Consider the following 17,715-nt stretch of genomic DNA (forward strand, 5'->3'; position numbering starts at 1 on the left):
CGAGGTCGCGAACATGGCTCTGCCCGCGGCGCTTGCTGTGGCATATTGAGGGCCATAATGCCGGTCAATCCCCGTCAGCTTGCCGCCTTGCGCGCCGTGACGATCCATGCCGCGCCGTCGATCATCACCGACCGCTCGCCGGGGCGGTCCGCGAAGGCGGCACGAACCGCGGCCGAGGCGCGGGCGCGGATGTCGTCTGGCTGATCAGCGAGCGCGCGCGACAGCGGGCCGACCTCGAGTGTCATCTCAACCGCGTCGTCGATTGCCGCGTCCCGCGTCCTTCCCTCGCCGAATGGGATGGAGGCATCGAATGGCGCGATAGCGATATCGGTGAAGCCAGCCGCCGTCAGGATACGCGCCACCCTCCCCCGGTCGCCGAACGAGAACGGGCCGGGCGCTTCGGGATCGGGCGGCGCGGTCGGCGGGAGGATGCCCTTGATCGCGCCCATCGGCAAGCGCACCCAATCGTTCTCGGCCATGCCGCGCCAGCAGACGAAAGCAACCCGCCCGCCCGGCTTGAGCGCACGGCGCATATGGGCGAACGCCCCTGTCGGGTTGTCAAAGAACATCACGCCGAAACGCGAGAACAAGATGTCGAACGCGCCCTCGGGCAGTTCGGCGCTGCTGGCGTCGGCCACCTGGAACAGGGCCGGCGTATCCTGCGGTGCTAACGCGCGCGCTCTGCCGATCAGCGGTTCGGATATGTCCACGCCCAGCACTTGGCCCCCCGCGCCGACGCGGGCGGCCAAATCCAGAGTAGACGCCCCCGCGCCGCAGCCGACGTCCAGCACGCGTTCGCCTATGGCGGGCGCGGCGGCTTCGATCGCGGCCTGGCCGAACACCGCCAGCATGGCGTCGAGCCGAGCCTGGTTGGCGACCCAGCGCTCCCCGCTTTGGCCATTCCAGTCGGCTACCTGATAAAAATTTTCCTCTGCCACGATGCCATATCCTTGTTCTGATCCGTTCTTAACCAAGTGATCCGCCCGCGTGGTCGCTGCCACCGTGCGCGGCGATGAACATGGCGACGGCCGACCGGCAATAGGATTCGATTTCGTTATCGTCCTCTGCTCTTGCCGGGTCGAAGCGCGCAATAATCAGGAGATCGGATCCTTTGAAAAGCGCGCCAAACAAGCGGGCGGACTGGAGAGGATCGGGGACGTTCAGAACCGCCTTCGCATGCAACTGACGCAATAGGGCCTCGATTTGGGCGATGACATGGGCGGGGCCGGCTTCGTAATAGAGCTTGCTTAACGACTTTTGATTCGTCTTGTCGGCCATGACCATGGCTTCGACACTGCGGACGTCCGGGCTCAACAGCGTGCGAAGGAGGGATGATCCCACCGCCATGAGCTGCTCTTCGGCGGAACCGTCGACGCCTTCAAAAAGGGCCTGTGGTGCAAACTGATGGCAGCGGTCCGCGATGGCAGCGCTGAACAGCGCCTCTTTGTTCTCGAAGTGCCGATAGATGCTGAGCTTGGATATCTTCGCTCGCTGGGTGACCTTGTCCAATGTCGTCGCTTGAAAACCCAATTCCACAAAGAGTTCGTATGCTGCGTCGACTATCGTTTGGCCAAGCGCCTCGTTGGCTGGCCGGCCGCGCCGGCCTCGACTATTTTCGGTCACGACCATTAAGATCCTTGACAGTATCGTTATTCATGTCTTACGATACCACGCAGTATCGGAAATATGCAAGCCAACGAACGGATTTTATCCTGTCCCATAGATCGAGTCTCTAAGCCGCTTGGCCATATCGATGCAGATCGGTGGACGAGACGCGCCAAGGCTCAGCCAATCACACTCGCTCAACAGCACGGAGCTTATCACCATGGATGACGTCATCATCATCGGCGGCAGCTTTGCCGGTCTCGCCGCCGCCCTTCAGCTCGGCCGTGCCCGCCGCAGGGTCACCGTTCTCGATACGGGCCTGCCGCGCAATCGCTTCGCCGGCCACTCGCATGGCCTGCTCGGCCACGATCACAAGCCACCGCTGGAGATCCTGGCCGAGGCGCGGAAGCAGCTGGCACGCTATCCCGCGGTTAGGCTGGTCAATGCCCGGGCCGACAGCATCTCCGGCGCCATCGATGATTTCTCCGTCCTCACTGGCGATGGCGAAAGCCTTGGGGCGCGCCGCCTCATCCTGAGCTATGGCGTCGCCGATCAGATGCCTGATGTTCCCGGCTTTGCCGAAAGCTGGGGCACTTCCATCGTGCCCTGCCCCTATTGCGATGGCTTTGAAGTCGCCGACCAGCATTGGGGCCTTGTCTGGTCCGGCCCGCCGTCGCACAATTATGTCAGGCTGTATCACGACTGGACCGACACGTTGACGGTCTTCGCCGATGGTCACGACATTGCGCCCGATATCCGCGCCGATCTGGCGCGCCGCAACATACCTGTCGTTGATGACCGGATCGCCGAAATCGCCCATCACCGGGGCCATATCACCACCGTTAATCTCGAGAGCGGCCGCAATGCCGGGGTTGATATCCTGTTCGCGCATCCGCGCAACAAGCCATCCGCAAGCCTGCATGAATCACTGGGCCTCGCCACGGTCGATACGCCCTTCGGCATCGCCCTCAAGGTCGACGAGCGCCGCGAAACCAGCATGCCCGGCATCTACGCGGCCGGCGACGTCGCCAACCCAGCCATGGCCTCCGTCACCACGGCAATATCGCAGGGTGCGATGGCGGGTATCTTCGCCCAGCAGTCGATGCTGGTTTGAGAGCAGAGAATTCCTTCTCCGGGTTCTGGCGGGGACGAGCGCGCCGCCGGCGCTGGTTGCTCAGCCTCGAAATGTATAGCCGCTGATCGAAGCCGGTTTCATCTCGATGGAGAAGCCCGGCAGGGTCGGCGGCATGTAGGCGGCATTCTCGATCCGGCAGGGGTCGAGGAAGTGTTCGTGCAGGTGATCGACATACTCGATGACGCGGCCATCCTTGGTGCCTGACACCGCGACGTAATCGATCATCGACAGGTGCTGCACATATTCGCAGAGGCCGACGCCGCCGGCGTGCGGCCAGACCGGCAGGCCGAACTTGGCGGCGATCAGCAACACAGAAAGGACCTCGTTCAGCCCACCCATGCGGCAGGAATCGATCTGGACGATGTCGATGGCGCTCTCGGCGATGAACTGCTTGAACATGATGCGGTTCTGGCACATCTCGCCGGTCGCGACCTTCACCGGGGTGATTGCCTGGCGGATCTTGCGATGGCCGGCGACGTCATCGGGGCTGGTGGGCTCCTCGATGAAGAAGGGCTTGGCAAAGGCGAGCGCCTTGACCCAGTCGATCGCCTGGCCGACGTCCCAGACCTGGTTGGCGTCGATCATCAGGTAGCGGTCGGGGCCGATCACCTCGCGGGCGATCCTCAGACGGCGGATATCGTCGTCGAGATCACGGCCGACCTTCATCTTGATATGGTTGAAGCCGGCATCGATCGCTTCCTGGCAGAGCCGGCGCAATTTCTCGTCTTCATAACCCAGCCAGCCGGCCGACGTCGTGTAGCAGGCGTAGCCCTCCTTTTCGAGAATGGCGATCCGTTCCGCCTTGCCGGCTTCCGCCTTCTTGAGGATAGCGACCGCTTCATCGCGCGTCAGCACGTCGGTGAGGTAGCGGTAGTCGACGATATCGGCGATTTCTTCCGGCGACATCTCGGCGACCAGCCGCCAGACCGGCTTGCCGGCCTGTTTGGCAAGCAGATCCCAGACAGCGTTGACGACGGCACCGGTCGCCAGGTGAATGGCGCCCTTTTCCGGGCCGATCCAGCGCAACTGGCTGTCGCTGGTCAGGTGCCGCCAGAATTTGCCGGGATGGGCGAGAACTTCGGCGAGGTCGGTGCCGATGACAAGATGGCGCATCGCTTCGATCGCCATGCAGCAAATGTCGTTGCCGCGGCCGATGGTGAAGGTCAGGCCATGGCCGGCAAGGCCTGGAACATCCGTGTCGAGAATGACATAGGCGGCCGAATAGTCGGGATCGGGGTTCATCGCATCGGATCCGTCCAGGCTTTGCGAGGTGGGAAAGCGGAGATCGAAGACGCGAAGGTCGGTGATGCGGGTCATGGTGTTCCTCCCGATTTATGGGGCCAATTGCGATAGCCGGATCGGCCGGCGGTCTGCCGGCCGCGTCACGAGCCGACGTCAGATCGTCCAGCCGCCGTCGATGGCGATCGCCTGGCCAGACGTGTAGGTAGCGCCGGCGAGATAGACGGCGAGATCGGCGATCTCTTCCGGCGTGCCGAGCCGGCCCATCGGCTGGCGGGCGATGAAGGCGGCGCGGGCCGCATCATAATCGCCCTGGGCGCGCATGCGGTCCTGCAAGGACGGACTTTCCACCGTGCCGGGGCAGATGGCATTGCAGCGGATGCCTTGAGCAACATAATCGGCGGCGACCGATTTGGTAAGACCGATGACCGCCGCCTTGGTGACACCATAGGCAAAGCGATTCGGCACGCCCTTGATGCTGGAGGCGACGGAGGCCATGTTGATGATCGACCCGTCCTTGCGTTCGAGCATGCCGGGCAGCACCGCCCGGATGGTGCGGATCATTGCCTTGACGTTGAGGTCGAAAGCGAATTCGAGATCGGAATCCGGCATTTCCAGGATCGAGCCGGCATGGACGAAGCCGGCGCAGTTGAACAGCACGTCCACAGCGCCGATTTCGGCGACGAGCGCCGTGACCGCATCCCCATCGAGCACGTTGAGCTTATGGGTGGAGACGCCGGTTTCCGCGGCAAGGGTCGCCAGCGCATCGGTGTTGATGTCGGTTGCATGGATCTTGGCGCCGGCCGCGGCAAAGGCTGCCGCCGTCGCCCGGCCGATGCCCTGGCCGGCCGCGGTGATGAGAACGGTCTTGCCGGAAAGTCTGTTTGTCATGTCACGGACCTCTTCTGGATTGTCTACATGAGACGATGCATGCGGTTATCTTGCCGAAGGCCGAGCAGTGATGGAATAGGGCGTCCATCAGAGCCTGCCATTTTCTCTCTTTGCGCGTTTCGTCCGGTCTGGAGCAAGGCACGAAGCCTCGCCTCGTTTCCGCTGATCGGCTATCTTCAATTATGATTTGTCTGTTTATAGACAAACAGACGATTGGCCAAGGGTCAAGCGCGAAGTTTTCCTTTTCCGGCCGTGGTTCTGCGTATATGCAGAACAATATTCACAGGAGGAAGGAATGGAGACCGACGAGTCAGACCGCTACCGCGCTCCTGCCCTTGACAAGGGTCTCGATATCCTGGAGCTGCTTGCCGGCGTCGACAGCGGCCTCACCCAGGCGGAGATCGCCAAGCGGCTCGACCGCAGCCCCAATGAATTCTATCGCATGCTCGACCGGCTGGTGCGTCGCGGTTACGTCACCCGGCTGGACGGCGATCGTTATTCGCTGACGCTGAAGCTCTTCGGTCTTGCGCAATTGCATGCGCCTGTGCGCCGGCTTGCCTCCTACGCCACGCCGCTGATGCGCGATCTCGCCCAGCGCACCCGCCAGGCCAATCATCTCGCCGTCTTCGACCGTGGCGCCGCCGTTGTCATCGCCCAGCAGGAGGCGCCGGACTATTGGGGCTTCTCGATCCGCATCGGCGCTCATATCAGCCTGTTCGACACCGGCTCGGGGCATGTACTGCTCGCCTTCCGCAGCGACGAGGAGCGGGAGATGATGATATCGGAACATGCGCGCAACCGCGCCGAGATCGACCTCGGTGCCGAATTCTACGATCGTCTCGACCAGATCCGCGAGCGCGGCTACGAGATGATGGCAAGCGCCCAGACATCGGGCGTCTACAATCTGTCGGCGCCCGTTCTCGGGCCGGATCGGCGTTGCATCGCCGCCCTCACCTGCCCCTTCATCGCCCTTGTCAACGCCCCGTCTGCCCCCGATATCACCCAGACGATCACGCTGGTGCAGAAGACCGCCGCTCAGCTTTCGCTGCTGGCCGGGGCGGATGTCATCAATTCCGGCTGAATCGGTGGGAGGATCTCGGGAATTTCTATTTGAATAATCCATTCACGAGAAATAGGTTGCGGCAAAGGCCATTTCTGGAGGAGGAAAACGTGCTCATCGACACCCACCTGCACATCATCGACCGGTCGGCGCTTTCTTATCCCTGGCTTTCCGGCGTGCCGGCCCTCGATCATGACTTTCTTTATGAGACCTATGCGACCGAGGCGCGGCGCTGCGGCATTACCACGGCGCTGCATATGGAGGTCGATGTCGATCCGGCCGTGATGCAGGCTGAGACCGACCACATTGCCTCTCTCGCCAAAGGGCGAGGCAGCCTGATTGCCGGGGCGATCGTCTCCTGCCGCCCGGAAGAGGAGGGTTTTGCAGCCTATCTCGAGCGGCAGAAGGCCGATCCCTTCGTCAAGGGCTTCCGCCGCGTGCTGCATGTCGTGCCTGACACCGTCTCGGAAAGTGTCCTGTTTCGAGACAATATCCGGCGCATCGGTGGCAGCGGCCTGACCTTCGATCTCTGCACATTGCCGCACCAGGCCGGTCGCGTCACCGCTCTCGTCGATCTCGCGCCCGACGTGCAGTTCGTCCTCGATCATTGCGGCGTGCCGGATATCCGCTCCGATGCCTTCGAGCCATGGAAGGCCGGCATTTCGGAGATCGCCCGCCGGCCGAACGTGATCTGCAAGATTTCCGGCGTTGTCGCCTATGCGGATGCGCAGACATGGACAGCACAGACGCTGACGCCCTATATCGAACATGTGATCGCAAGTTTCGGCTGGGATCATGTCGTCTGGGGCAGCGACTGGCCGGTCTGCACGCTCGGCGGGGGCCTTTCCACCTGGGTTGCAGCGACCCATGCCGTCATCTCCGGCAGCAGCGAGGCGGAGCGGTCCAAGCTGCTCTTCGCCAATGCCCAGCGCCTCTGGTCATTGTAACTTTTTGTTTACGCTGCCCCGATCCTTTGGCTGCGAAACCCGCCGCCAAAGTTTGCGCACCATATCCGGCACCCTGAAATCGGATGATGTACCCCCCAAAAGTGCTACTTTGGCATGTTTTTTGCTGCTGCTAATATGAAGCGATGCAATGTTTCGGTTTGGGACGACTTACAGCCAAACAATTGCTAGCTTTGTGTGTCTCAGTTACAAGTTGTCAGACACGGATATGGCGAATAACCTCATGTCCGTGTCCTCAGGAGGGAAAACAAATGAAAGAAGAACCGCACGCAGTGGACGTTCATGTCGGAAAGACGATCCGCATACAGCGTCTGCTGCGCAAAGTTTCGCAGACGGAATTGGGCGATCGTGTCGGCGTAACGTTTCAGCAGATCCAGAAATACGAAAAAGGCTCCAACCGCGTTTCCGCCAGCATGCTGGTTGAAATCGCCGGCGCGCTGAATGTCGACGTCAGGACGTTCTTCGACGACCTGTCGACCCCTGAAACGGCTAACGACAACCCCGCACCCAGCGAGGAATTCGTTATTTCGCGCGAGGGTGTCCTTTTGAATGCGGCGTTCTTCTCGATCAAAAACGAAGCTCTTCGCAAGAAGATCCTGAAGCTTGTTCAGGCAATCGCCCACACCGAACAGGTCGACGGTGAAGCGGCCGAATAGGCCGGGTCTCCTTCACGCGATCCTAACGGACGGCATGATGGTCAATGGCGATCGATCAGGATCAGATTCTCGCTAGCGTCCTTCATTGCGATCTTGGCCTTGCTGCCGAGCAGTTTCTCGAGGTTGACGTCAAGTTCCCTGTCCGGATCTATGCCGTCCCAATCGATTACGACCTGCAGCAGCGCCATGTTCGTCAGGTGCATCAGATTACGCAGCTGAAGTTTTTCAGCCTCCTCCTTGGCTGCCGACAGCAGCCGGAAGATCCTTGCGTATTCACTGCCTGTACCTTCGTTATGTTGTTCAAACATTGTTCCCGCCCCTTTGGCCGTTAAGCCTCAGATTCCATCAGTACTGCATCATTTCGCCGAGACCGTTATTCTAGCGTTACAGGAGTCACATTGCGTGTGACTTCGGCGTGCAAAAGCTCCCAATGCGAGGTTGCGGCAAAGCGCCAGTCACGGTTGACGGGCGCGAATTCGTCGCGGTGCAGCCACTCCAGCACCAGCCGCGCGTCGTCGCGCTTGCGTTCGACTCGATTCTTGCGGAGAGCGGCGAGAAGGTGATCGCGGCGCGGCTTGCGGAAATGGCACTCGTCGACCACGCGCGCATAGGTGCGCTCGGAGAAATGCAGGAAGCGGCCGGAGAGCAGCAGTTTCTTGCGCTCACCCGTCGAAATCTCCCCGCAGGCATAAAGCGCATCGATCGTCGGCTCGAAATCGACCCAGGGCACGGAAAGCGGCAGCCAGCCAAGCGCCTGCGGCGCATGTACCAGCGCAACGGCTTCGTCATCGAGCAGCCGTCCGGAATCGTAATCTTTGAAGATCGAGCCGAGGCCGACCATGCCGAACGGCGCGCATTCCGCAGCCCGCAACGCGCCCATGCTGGCGCCGCCGGCTATGGCGACTTCATGTTCGAGCGCGTAGAGGATTTCCTTGTGCCAGACCGAAGGAAGATCGCCGAAATAGCCGTCGACGAGGCCGATCGCGGTGGCGCCATCCTCCACCGCCTTCAGAATATCGCCGCGGGCGGCGGGCGGGCGGAAATCGATGCAGGGAGACATGTTTCTCGCTGCGGCAAGGCCGCCACCAAGGCTCGGACCGACGAACAGAACCTTCATGATTGGGCTCCTCTCATGGTATTGACGGCGCGCAGGCCGAGCTGGATGTACTGACCTGATATATCGACCTCCAGGCCCGGCACGATCACCCTGACGACCGAGACCGGCAAAGCCGGATGGGCAAAGGGCACGGCGACGATCTGCTCGATCCCGTTCGCCACCAGCCGGTCGGCTATGTGGCGGATGGTCTCCTGGATTGTCGCCGAGCGGTGATGGCGGTTCTGAAAGGCGCGCGTTCGGCCGTCGCCCTGGCAGAGCTCGACCACCTGCTGCATCGCCGCACTCCGGTCGAGCCGCTGATAGACGCGCGGGGAGAAATCGTCGCGGCTGCCGGCGATTGCGGTCAGCCGGCTCTGGGCCGCTTCGGTAATGGCGCGCAGCGCGGCGCGCACAGGATCGGGATGGCAGCCGCAGCCGCCGCAGACATGCGACCAGCGCGCGTCGACGCGGTCGGAAAGATTGCCCGGCATAATGACGGCCAGAAAAGCCGGAACACCGATATCCGTAGTCATGTCGAGCAGCAGCAGCCGCATGCCGGCGCGCGCGATCCGGTCGGTCATGACGTCGATGACCGCATCGCCGAAGGAGGCGGGGTCGATGCGGCTTTCCTTGAGGCGCTGTGGTGATTTCAACTGGGTCAGAGCCCAGGCGTCGCGCTCGACCAGCTCGCAAAGTCCGTGCAGGACCGCTTCGGACGGCGTATTGCCGGAGGCAAGCCCATCGCTCGATTGCTCGAAGCCCGGCGGCCGTTCGCCGCGATGGTCGAGGCCGACGAGCCACCAGGGGACGAAGACGCTGCTGCCGGACAGAACGTCGAGGCCGGAGCACCAGGGGACGGGGTCACCGCCGATTTCATCGGGCGCGCATCGTGCGACACTGTCGAGATCGATCATGGCGGCGCGTTCCGCCCGCATGCTCTCCACCGTCGCCTGCGTCAGGTCGGCGGGCGGTATTTCCGCGATCCGCGTCTCGATCGCTTCCATGGCGGCCGAGGCCATGGCGGCATCATTGTCGATGCCTTTGCCCTGGAAGACCGAAAGCGTGTGGCTGTTCGGCCTCGTCGCGAAGGCGACGGGGATGTTCAGCACGTCGAGAGCCGTCAGCAGGCCGACGCGCGTAATACCGAATCCGCGCAGATGCGGCCTGATGGCTGCAAGTGTCTGCGCCGGCGTGACTGCTCGGTCGTGATAGTCGCTGACGCCTGCCGATGATCGTTCGAGGTCACCGGCAAGCGTTTCGAGGTCGGCGAAGGCGGACATACCGATCTCGTCCCTTTAACGAAACCTCAGGGCATGCGTCAGGCTCTCGAGCCCATTGGCGGAAACGTTGAGTTCGTCCTGCTTCAGGGCTGCTTTGGCGGCTGCGGAAAAGCGCAGGGACTGTGTCTGAGCGGCGGGAGTTTCAGCATTCGTCTTCATGTTTCATCTCCGATTGATTAAACGGCGCGTTTCTGCCGTTAACCATTCGAAGGAAACATTGCCTGCGTCATTTAAGCGTTACAGGCTTCGTTAAAAGGCGATGCAATCACGGAAGACCGGCAAGTTGCAGGCCTTTTATCAGCGGTTCCGTAAAGGCGGGGTCGCGATCGGGAACGAAGTGACGGATATCGTCGCTGCGGAAATCAGGGAAGTTTTCAAGGACGACCCGGGCGTAATTCCCAGCCTTGCCCTGATCGCCCGCCATAGCATGAGAGGCTGCCAGCAGGCGCGCCGTTGCCTGCTTGGTCTTCACCGGTTCCAGCGCTTCAATCGCCTTTTTATATTCTTCGCGCATGAAATGGATGCCGCCGAGGTTCCAGTAATAATAGTCCGGCGGCAGCGGATTGAGCTTGAAAGCCGCGTTGCTCAGCTCCAGCGCCCGATCGAAATCGCCGTCGTGAGAAAGCGCATCGGCATAATCGGCAAGGATGTCGGCGTCGTTCGGATTGAGATCCTGAGCCTGCTGGAAATAGTCCAGGCTTTCGTCGAAACGGCGGCGATACAGCGCCACGAAGCCGAGTTCGCGGTAAGCCCGGCCGCTGTTCGGGTCGGATTGCTGCGCCAGCCGGGCCGCACCGTTCGCCTCGTCGAGCAGTTCGGTGTCCTGCATGCCGCGGATCAGCCATTCCATGCCGAGCGCACGCGATACGCCGGCATGGGCGGCCGAGAAATTCTCGTACCGATTAAGCGAGGATCTGAACCATTTTCGCGCCTGGCGCAGATGCTGCAGATCGGTCTGGGCGATCAGCCGCTTGCCTTCCAGATAGAGACGGTAAGCGGATGGCGGCGCCTCGCCGATCGGCATCGCCAGCTCGTGGCGTTCGACCGTATCGGCAAGCGAGGAGACGATGCGCCGTGTCAGATGCGCGAAGGATTCGCTGATCTTCTGCATGACCAGCGGCAGTTCCAGAGCCCAGATCACCTCCGATGTCGTCGTCCGCGTCAGACGGCAGGTCGCATAGACATCCTCGTCGCGGCCCTGGATGGTGACGTAAACCGCATAGTCGAAGCTAATGTCGAGCGCGCGGGGCACCACGCGGGCCGGATCGACCGAACGGCTGAGGATTTCGAGGCTCGTATGGGCTGCGATCACCTTGAAACCGCGCTGCTGGCTGAGGCCGATGGTGACGTCCTCAAGCAAGGCTCTGCCGACGCGCTCCATCAGCGGATCGGTGAAAATGCTTTCCGGCGGCAGGATGATGATCCGCGGCTGACCGAGCAGATCGGCGAAGCCGCCGGGCACTGCCGACGGACGTTCGGCCGCTGCGGGCTGAGCTGCCGGGATCAGGCCGAGTTCGCGGGCAAGCGCGGTGGTGCTTTCCTCCGGCTCGGTGTCGAACTCTTCCTTCAACTGGCTCTTGCACTTCAGATAGGACTGTCGGGCGGCGGCCGGATCGTTCATCCTGACATAAGTGCGCATCAGCGACCGATAGGCCGTCTCGCTGGCGGGGTCGAGCTCCAGCAGGCGACGGGCAAAGGCCACCTGCTCCTCATCCGATCTGTCTTCAGCGGTTTCCACCAGCCGCGTCAGATGGGCGGCGCGCAATTCATCGATGCGCTGGCGCTCGAAAGTCAGCCAGTCTTCGGCGCCCTGCGTCGGCGACTTGGCGCCTTCAAGCAATTCGCCATTCAGAATGTCGCCGTCTTCGGCCGCGAGCGGCCCTTTCTGTTTCAGTATATGGACGTCGACCTCCCAGCCGTCAGCAAGGCCGATATGGGTTCGGGTCGTTTTCAGCAGCGGCGGAAGGTCGGCGGGAATGCTTTGCTCGATGCGCGCCAGCAGCTGGCGCAGACTGCCTGCGCGTTTTTCCGGGGCTTCCGATTGCCAGAGCTGCCGCCTGACGGTTTCCCGGTCGAGTTCGAGATTGGTTTCGGCGGCGAGCATGGCGAAGAGAAAATAAGATTTCTCCGGCAAGGGGAGTTCCCTCCCCGCTGCCAGCAATCGCGGTCTTCCGAGCAGGCAAAGCCTGTTCGTCGACATCTGTCCGGATGTCCGTTGCATCCCGCTTCTCACCCCTGAAGACCAGACGCGCATACGCACCGGTCGCTCAGGAACATGTTAGAGCGATAATAGGCCCGCGCATAGCGCAAAAAGAAGTTTTTACACCGAATATTTGCATTTTCTCACATAAGCGGCCGGAAATGCTTGCCAACACTTTGCCCCCCGACGTGATTTTGATCCGTTATTCCAGCCGTTGCGGCCTCTACAGCCGCAACCGACAGCAAGCGATCCTGATCGATCACAGCATCGGCGCGATCTATTTGGCGCTGGTTTACGCCGCGCCGGCGGCCTCGACGAAATCGAGGCCGATATCCAACACGGGCGCGCTGTGCGTCAGCCAACCGACCGAAATAAGGTCGACGCCGGAAGCGGCGATTGCAGCGGCCGTTGCCGGCGTCACCCGGCCCGATGCCTCGGTGATTGCCCGCCCGGCAACGATGGCGACCGCCTCGCGCAGCTGGTCCGGCGTCATATTGTCGAGCAGAACGGCATCGACACCGACGGCCATCGCCTCCTGCAGCTGATCGAGCCTGTCCACTTCGACCTCGATCTTGACCAGATGACCGACGCCGGCCCGCGCCCGGCGGATTGCCTCGGCAACGCCGCCTGATATGGCCACGTGGTTGTCCTTGATCAGCACCGCGTCATAAAGCGCGAAACGGTGGTTCATGCCGCCGCCGGCCCGTACTGCATATTTTTCCAGCGCCCGCAGCCCCGGCGTCGTCTTGCGCGTGCAGGCGACCGAGGCCTTGGTGCCGCTGATGGCAGCGGCAATCCCGGCGGTGACGGTGGCGATGCCGGAGAGATGGCCGAGGAAATTCAGCGCGGTGCGCTCACCGGTCAAGAGTCCGCGCGAAGGGCCCTCGATGGTGGCGATGACGTCACCGGATTTGACCGCATCGCCGTCCTCGATGTGGCGGCGCATGACGATTTGAGGATCGACGAGCGTGAAGGCGAGGTCGGCCGCATCGAGGCCGGCGATCACGCCGGGCTGGCGGGCGGCCATCACCACCGTGGAGTGGTGATCCGAGGGAATGACCGATGCCGAGGTGATGTCGCCGGCAAGGCCGAGATCTTCGAGCAGGGCTGCCCGCACCAAGGGTTCGATAATCAGACGCGGAAGGGGAGTAAGGCTCATCTCAGGCACTCCTGGCAAGGGCATACGACGGTGTTGCACGGGCGATCTCCAACGCCTGGGACAGACGCATCCGACGACGCTTGATATCAGCGAGCTTCAGCGGAAAATCGGTGCGGGCATGGGCGCCGCGCGATTCCATCCGCAGACCGGCAAAGACGGCGATCAGAAGCGCGACGATGGCCGGATCGGCGGCCGGGCCGTCACTTTCGGCAAGCGGCAGCAGGGCGGCAATCGCGTCCTGCACCGCGCCCCCATTGCGCAGCACGCCGAGATGGCGCGAGACGACCGGCCGGACCAGCGATGCGTCGGCCGGCGCCGGCAGCCTTTCCGATTGGAAGGGACTGCCGGTTCGTGCCGGCATGCCCGCTATGTCGCGCGCCGCCCGCATGCCCATCACCGCCGCTTCCAGCAGCGAATTGCTGGCCAGCCGGTTTGCGCCGTGCAGGCCGGTCGAGGCCGCCTCCCCGGCAACCCAGAGGCCGGGAACGGAGCTGCGGCCGTTGGCATCAGTTGCGACGCCGCCCATGTGGTAGTGAACGGCCGGGCGCACCGGAATGAGGTCTTTCGCCGGATCGATTCCGGCTTCGCCGCAAAGGGCTGCGATCACAGGGAAGCGTGTAGCGAACCGGCTGCCGAGCGCGTCGCGGGCATCGAGGAAGACCCTGCCGCCGCGGGCGATCTCGGCACTGATGGCGCGCGCCACCACATCGCGCGGCGCAAGCTCGGCGCCCGGGATGCAGGCCATGAACCGTTCACCGCTTTCATTGACGAGCAGAGCCCCCTCGCCGCGAACCGCCTCGCTGACCAGCGCCAAGGGCCTGCGGCGAGAATCGAGCGCCGTCGGATGGAACTGGACGAATTCCATGTCGGCAAGGTCGGCACCCGCCCGTGCCGCGAGCGCAATCCCCTGGCCGAAATTGCCGATCGGATTGGTGGTCGCATCATAAAGGCCCCCGATACCGCCAGTGGCCAGCACCACCTTCGCGGTCGGCAGGATGGCAGTCCCATCCGCCGTCGCGCAGAGCAGGCCGGCGACCCCTTCTCCGTCCATCAGAATCCGCCGCGCTTCGAAGCCTTCGAGCACTGAAATGGCAGGCGACTGCGCCACGGCCCGTACCAATGCGGCGATGATTGCCGCACCCGAACCATCGCCTTCGGCATGGACGATGCGGCGGCGGTTATGGGCCGCCTCCAATCCGAGCGAGAATTCTCCCGTCGCATTGCGGTCGAAGCGCACGCCGGCCTGTTCCAGCGCGGCAATTGCTGCCGGTGCCTCGGCAATGATGCCGGCCGCGACGGTCCGGTCGCAGAGCCCGTCGCCGGCAGCAAGCGTATCGGCCAGATGAAGCGCCGCACTGTCGTCGGCGCCGATGCTGGCGGCAATGCCGCCCTGCGCCCAGGCGCTTGAGGTCTGTGTGCCGAGGGCGGCGCGGGTGACTATGACGGAGGGTTCCGGCGCCAGCGTCAGTGCCGTCATCAGCCCGGCGAGGCCGCTGCCGACGATGACGGTGCGCCCGGCAAGATGATCGAGACGTTCGCTCATATCGCCAGCATCCTTTCGACGGCGCGCCGCGCCGCTGCGGCGATTGCCGGATCGACCGTCACTTCATGGCGGTTTTCCTCAAGTGCGGCGCGAATATTGGCGAGGGTGATCCGCTTCATATGCGGGCAGAGATTGCAGGGGCGGATGAATTCGACGTCGGGATGGTGGACTGCGACGTTGTCGCTCATCGAGCATTCGGTCAGTAGCACGACGCGCGCCGGCTTCTGCCTGCCGACATAATCGGACATCACAGCGGTGGAGCCGGCGAAATCGGCCTCCGCCACCACGTCCGGCGGGCATTCCGGATGGGCGAGCACCGTCACGCCGGGATGGTTTTCACGCAGTTGGCGAACATCGTCTGCGGTGAAGAGTTCATGCACCTCACAATGCCCATGCCAGGCGATGATCTCGACGTCGGTCTCACGGGCGACGTTGCGGGCGAGATATTCGTCGGGGATCATCAGCACCTTCGCCACGCCGAGCGACTCCACCACCTGTTTGGCATTGCCCGAGGTGCAGCAGATGTCGGAGGCGGCCTTCACCGCCGCCGAGCTATTGACATAGGTGATGACCGGCACGCCGGGATGGGCCTGGCGCAGCAGCGCAATATCCTGCGGCGTGATCGAATCCGCCAGCGAGCAGCCGGCGCCGAGATCGGGGATCAGCACGGTTTTTTCGGGGTTCAGAAGCTTGGCGGTCTCGGCCATGAAATGCACGCCGGCCAGCACGATGACATCGGCATCGACCTCGACAGCCTTGCGGGCGAGCGCCAGGCTGTCGCCGACGATATCGGCCACACCGTGAAAAATCTCAGGCGTCTGATAGTTGTGAGCGAGAATGACGGCATTACGGCGGCGCTTGAGCTCGAGAATGGCGTCCACGTCGTCCGCGAACGACATCCATTCGGCTTTGGGGATGACGCGGCTGACGCGGTTGTAGAGCGAGGATGCGGAAACTGCGTGATTCATGACCGGCTCCTAATTATGCTCGATTTGAGCATATCACAGGCAAAGACATATTCTCGCTATGAGCATATGTCAATTGCGGGAGAGCGGTAATTTCGTTCCTGCGAGCGCCCGTTCTTCGAGCACGGTGTGGCGGAAGCGGAAGAGCTTGGCCGGCCGGCCGCCGGTTTCGCTTTCGGTTCCGCCGGTTTCCTCGACCAGTTCCTGCTGTTCGATCAGGCGGCGGAAATTCTGCTTGTGCAGCGTCAGTCCGGCCAGGGCCTCGATTGTGCGCTGCAGCCGCAGAAGCGTAAAACTCTCCGGCATCAGTTCGAAGACGACGGGGCGGTACTTGATCTTGGCGCGCAGCCGAGCAATCCCGGTCGCAAGAATGCGGCGATGATCGGCAAACATCGCCCGGCCGAGATTGGCTTCCGCCCCGCATCCGGCTTCGGCCACGAGGCCGGCTTCATAAAGCAGTTCGTAGCGTTGCAGGGCCAGATCCTCATTCCAGCCGCCGCCGTCGAGGCCGAAGGTGAAGTCGGCGCGGCGATGGCGATGGTCCCGCCGGGTCGGATCGGCATCCGCCCAGCTTTTCAGGCGGGCCACGATTTCATCCAGCACGGCCGGCCGGCCCTGCCGATGGTCTTCCCAGGGAAAATAGTCGTACCAGCCGTGCCATCCGGGCCGGCCGGCGCCCGCCTGCTCGTTGACGAGGCCGAGATAGCTGATCGAGATCGTCCGCCCGCCAAGAATCTCGTTGTTCCGGTCGCGGTCGGCGAAGGTATAGAGTTGTTCGAGATAACCAACCGGGTGCTCGGTCTGCTCCTGCACCCATTCGCGCAGGCCCGATTGCAGGGTTCGATGGCCCATTTCGAATGGGCCCGACGGCAGCGCGTTGCCGGAGCGGATGGTCATGACGCGCGGCTCATCCCCCGTCACCGCGACGAGCACTGCAATCAGTTCCGCATGCGCAAAGCCGATCGTCACAGGGGGCCGAATACTCCGTTCCGAATGAATCGAACGGATCATTCCTGCCACAGGCGGCGACGGAAGCCAATGCAACTTTCCCCCTCTCCCCGCTGGGAAGAAGGGAGTCGCCGGGCAGGCGTCAGCGCTTGCCCGTCTCGTTAGTCAGCCGGTCGAGGAAAATCTTCAGTTCGGCCTCGTCGATACCGACGCAGTGACGCTTTTCCGGATAGGCGCCGGTCCTGACGTCCTCGGCGAATTCGGTGAAGGCGGCGATGCGCTCGCGCTGCAGCCGATCATGTTCGGCGGCGAAGTTGCGATAGACCTTGGCATGGCGGGGATAATGATCGCGATTGGCGCCGAGCACGTCGTCGGCGAAGAGATATTGGGCGTCGCAGCCGCTGCCCGCGCCCATCGAGATCATCAGCATCGAGGTGTTGCTGCTGATGGCGGCGGCAACGTCACCCGGCACGACTTCGATTTCGGCGGCGAAGGCGCCAGCCTCCTTGAGCGCTTTGGTCTGCCGCCAGATCTCGGCCGCACTTGCTGCCGTCTTGCCGACGGCGCGGAAGCCTCCGGTCCAGGTGGCTTTCGAGGGGATCAGCCCGAGATGGCCGCAGACGGGGATGCCCTCGTCGCGCAGGCGACGGATCGTCTGCAGGCTCGCGGCGCAATAGACGGCATCACCGCCGGCCTTCAGGGCCGCAAAGGCGGCGCGCAGGTAGTCTTCGGCCGAGACGTGGTCGCCATATTCGAGACCCGGAATGGCAAAGGGCGTGGGGGCGATCTCGCGGAAGACCGGGCCGAGCAGCGACGGTGGTACCGAAACGATATCGATCCCGGCCTTTTCGGCGGCTTCGGCCTCCTCGAGCGAGGTGACGCGCAGCATGGTCAGCTGGCGCTTGCCCTTTTCCGCAAGCAGATCGGCAACGGTTGCACGCTTATGTTTTTTCATCATCAATTCCTTTGAAAA

At 62.8% G+C, this 17,715-nt stretch carries 18 protein-coding genes; 4 read left to right on the top strand and 14 right to left on the bottom strand.

Going from position 1 to position 17,715, the window contains the following annotated elements:
• Positions 1 to 74: 74 nt before the first annotated feature.
• Both AMK02_RS29690 and AMK02_RS29695 read right to left on the bottom strand, forming a co-directional pair.
• A complete protein-coding gene (locus tag AMK02_RS29690; RefSeq protein ID WP_064808754.1) occupies positions 75 to 938 on the bottom strand; it encodes a class I SAM-dependent methyltransferase in 864 nt (287 codons plus the stop codon).
• A gap of 28 nt (positions 939 to 966) precedes the next feature.
• A complete protein-coding gene (locus tag AMK02_RS29695) occupies positions 967 to 1,623 on the bottom strand; it encodes a TetR/AcrR family transcriptional regulator (RefSeq protein ID WP_064808873.1) in 657 nt (218 codons plus the stop codon).
• Positions 1,624 to 1,825: 202 nt separating this feature from the next.
• On the opposite strand from AMK02_RS29695, the gene AMK02_RS29700 reads away from it, so the two are divergent.
• Positions 1,826 to 2,719 (top strand): NAD(P)/FAD-dependent oxidoreductase, encoded by an 894-nt coding sequence (locus tag AMK02_RS29700; protein ID WP_064808756.1) that lies wholly within the window; start codon positions 1,826 to 1,828, stop codon positions 2,717 to 2,719.
• A gap of 60 nt (positions 2,720 to 2,779) precedes the next feature.
• Here the strand turns inward: AMK02_RS29700 and AMK02_RS29705 are convergent, their stop codons facing one another.
• Together AMK02_RS29705 and AMK02_RS29710 are read right to left on the bottom strand one after the other, a co-directional pair.
• On the bottom strand, positions 2,780 to 4,057 hold the full coding sequence (locus tag AMK02_RS29705; protein WP_064808758.1) for an L-fuconate dehydratase: 1,278 nt from the start codon (positions 4,055 to 4,057) through the stop codon (positions 2,780 to 2,782).
• A 78-nt stretch (positions 4,058 to 4,135) separates the two neighbouring features.
• The gene (locus AMK02_RS29710; protein ID WP_064808760.1) at positions 4,136 to 4,870 is read right to left on the bottom strand and encodes an SDR family oxidoreductase; all 735 of its coding nucleotides are present in this window, start codon (positions 4,868 to 4,870) and stop codon (positions 4,136 to 4,138) included.
• Between the two features lie 295 nt (positions 4,871 to 5,165).
• Between AMK02_RS29710 and AMK02_RS29715 the strand changes: the two genes are divergently transcribed.
• The 3 genes from AMK02_RS29715 to AMK02_RS29725 all read left to right on the top strand — a co-directional run bounded on the left by AMK02_RS29715 (position 5,166) and on the right by AMK02_RS29725 (position 7,551).
• The gene (locus tag AMK02_RS29715; RefSeq protein WP_064808761.1) at positions 5,166 to 5,951 is read left to right on the top strand and encodes an IclR family transcriptional regulator; all 786 of its coding nucleotides are present in this window, start codon (positions 5,166 to 5,168) and stop codon (positions 5,949 to 5,951) included.
• A gap of 89 nt (positions 5,952 to 6,040) precedes the next feature.
• The gene (locus tag AMK02_RS29720) at positions 6,041 to 6,877 is read left to right on the top strand and encodes an amidohydrolase family protein (RefSeq protein ID WP_064808763.1); all 837 of its coding nucleotides are present in this window, start codon (positions 6,041 to 6,043) and stop codon (positions 6,875 to 6,877) included.
• Positions 6,878 to 7,146: 269 nt separating this feature from the next.
• Positions 7,147 to 7,551, top strand: coding sequence for a helix-turn-helix domain-containing protein (locus tag AMK02_RS29725; protein WP_064808765.1), 405 nt, complete (start codon positions 7,147 to 7,149; stop codon positions 7,549 to 7,551).
• A gap of 41 nt (positions 7,552 to 7,592) precedes the next feature.
• On the opposite strand, the gene AMK02_RS29730 is transcribed toward AMK02_RS29725, so the two are convergent.
• The 10 genes from AMK02_RS29730 to AMK02_RS29770 form a co-directional block, all read right to left on the bottom strand.
• Positions 7,593 to 7,859: a hypothetical protein gene (locus tag AMK02_RS29730; protein ID WP_004668299.1), complete on the bottom strand. Its 267-nt coding sequence runs from the start codon at positions 7,857 to 7,859 to the stop codon at positions 7,593 to 7,595.
• Between the two features lie 65 nt (positions 7,860 to 7,924).
• Positions 7,925 to 8,668 carry a TfuA-like protein gene (locus AMK02_RS29735; RefSeq protein WP_064808767.1) on the bottom strand — a complete coding sequence of 248 codons (744 nt, stop codon included), beginning with the start codon at positions 8,666 to 8,668 and terminating at the stop codon, positions 7,925 to 7,927.
• Positions 8,665 to 9,927, bottom strand: a complete 1,263-nt coding sequence (locus AMK02_RS29740) for a YcaO-like family protein (RefSeq protein ID WP_064808769.1) — start codon at positions 9,925 to 9,927, stop codon at positions 8,665 to 8,667. The genes AMK02_RS29735 and AMK02_RS29740 overlap by 4 nt, the downstream gene beginning before the upstream one ends.
• 15 nt (positions 9,928 to 9,942) lie before the next feature.
• On the bottom strand, positions 9,943 to 10,086 hold the full coding sequence (locus AMK02_RS31980; protein WP_164517828.1) for a hypothetical protein: 144 nt from the start codon (positions 10,084 to 10,086) through the stop codon (positions 9,943 to 9,945).
• A gap of 106 nt (positions 10,087 to 10,192) precedes the next feature.
• The gene (locus AMK02_RS29745; RefSeq protein ID WP_064808771.1) at positions 10,193 to 12,148 is read right to left on the bottom strand and encodes a BTAD domain-containing putative transcriptional regulator; all 1,956 of its coding nucleotides are present in this window, start codon (positions 12,146 to 12,148) and stop codon (positions 10,193 to 10,195) included.
• A 271-nt stretch (positions 12,149 to 12,419) separates the two neighbouring features.
• On the bottom strand, positions 12,420 to 13,310 hold the full coding sequence (gene nadC / locus AMK02_RS29750; protein ID WP_189637052.1) for a carboxylating nicotinate-nucleotide diphosphorylase: 891 nt from the start codon (positions 13,308 to 13,310) through the stop codon (positions 12,420 to 12,422).
• A complete protein-coding gene (locus tag AMK02_RS29755) occupies positions 13,288 to 14,829 on the bottom strand; it encodes an L-aspartate oxidase (RefSeq protein ID WP_064808775.1) in 1,542 nt (513 codons plus the stop codon). The genes nadC and AMK02_RS29755 overlap by 23 nt, the downstream gene beginning before the upstream one ends.
• Positions 14,826 to 15,797, bottom strand: coding sequence for a quinolinate synthase NadA (gene nadA, locus AMK02_RS29760; protein ID WP_064808777.1), 972 nt, complete (start codon positions 15,795 to 15,797; stop codon positions 14,826 to 14,828). The genes AMK02_RS29755 and nadA overlap by 4 nt, the downstream gene beginning before the upstream one ends.
• Before the next feature lie 69 nt (positions 15,798 to 15,866).
• Positions 15,867 to 16,805, bottom strand: a complete 939-nt coding sequence (locus AMK02_RS29765; RefSeq protein WP_189637048.1) for an NUDIX hydrolase — start codon at positions 16,803 to 16,805, stop codon at positions 15,867 to 15,869.
• A gap of 79 nt (positions 16,806 to 16,884) precedes the next feature.
• A complete protein-coding gene (locus AMK02_RS29770) occupies positions 16,885 to 17,700 on the bottom strand; it encodes a 3-methyl-2-oxobutanoate hydroxymethyltransferase (RefSeq protein WP_189637049.1) in 816 nt (271 codons plus the stop codon).
• Positions 17,701 to 17,715 lie beyond the last annotated feature (15 nt).

Source organism: Rhizobium sp. N731, from assembly GCF_001664145.1.
Lineage (GTDB): Bacteria > Pseudomonadota > Alphaproteobacteria > Rhizobiales > Rhizobiaceae > Rhizobium > Rhizobium esperanzae.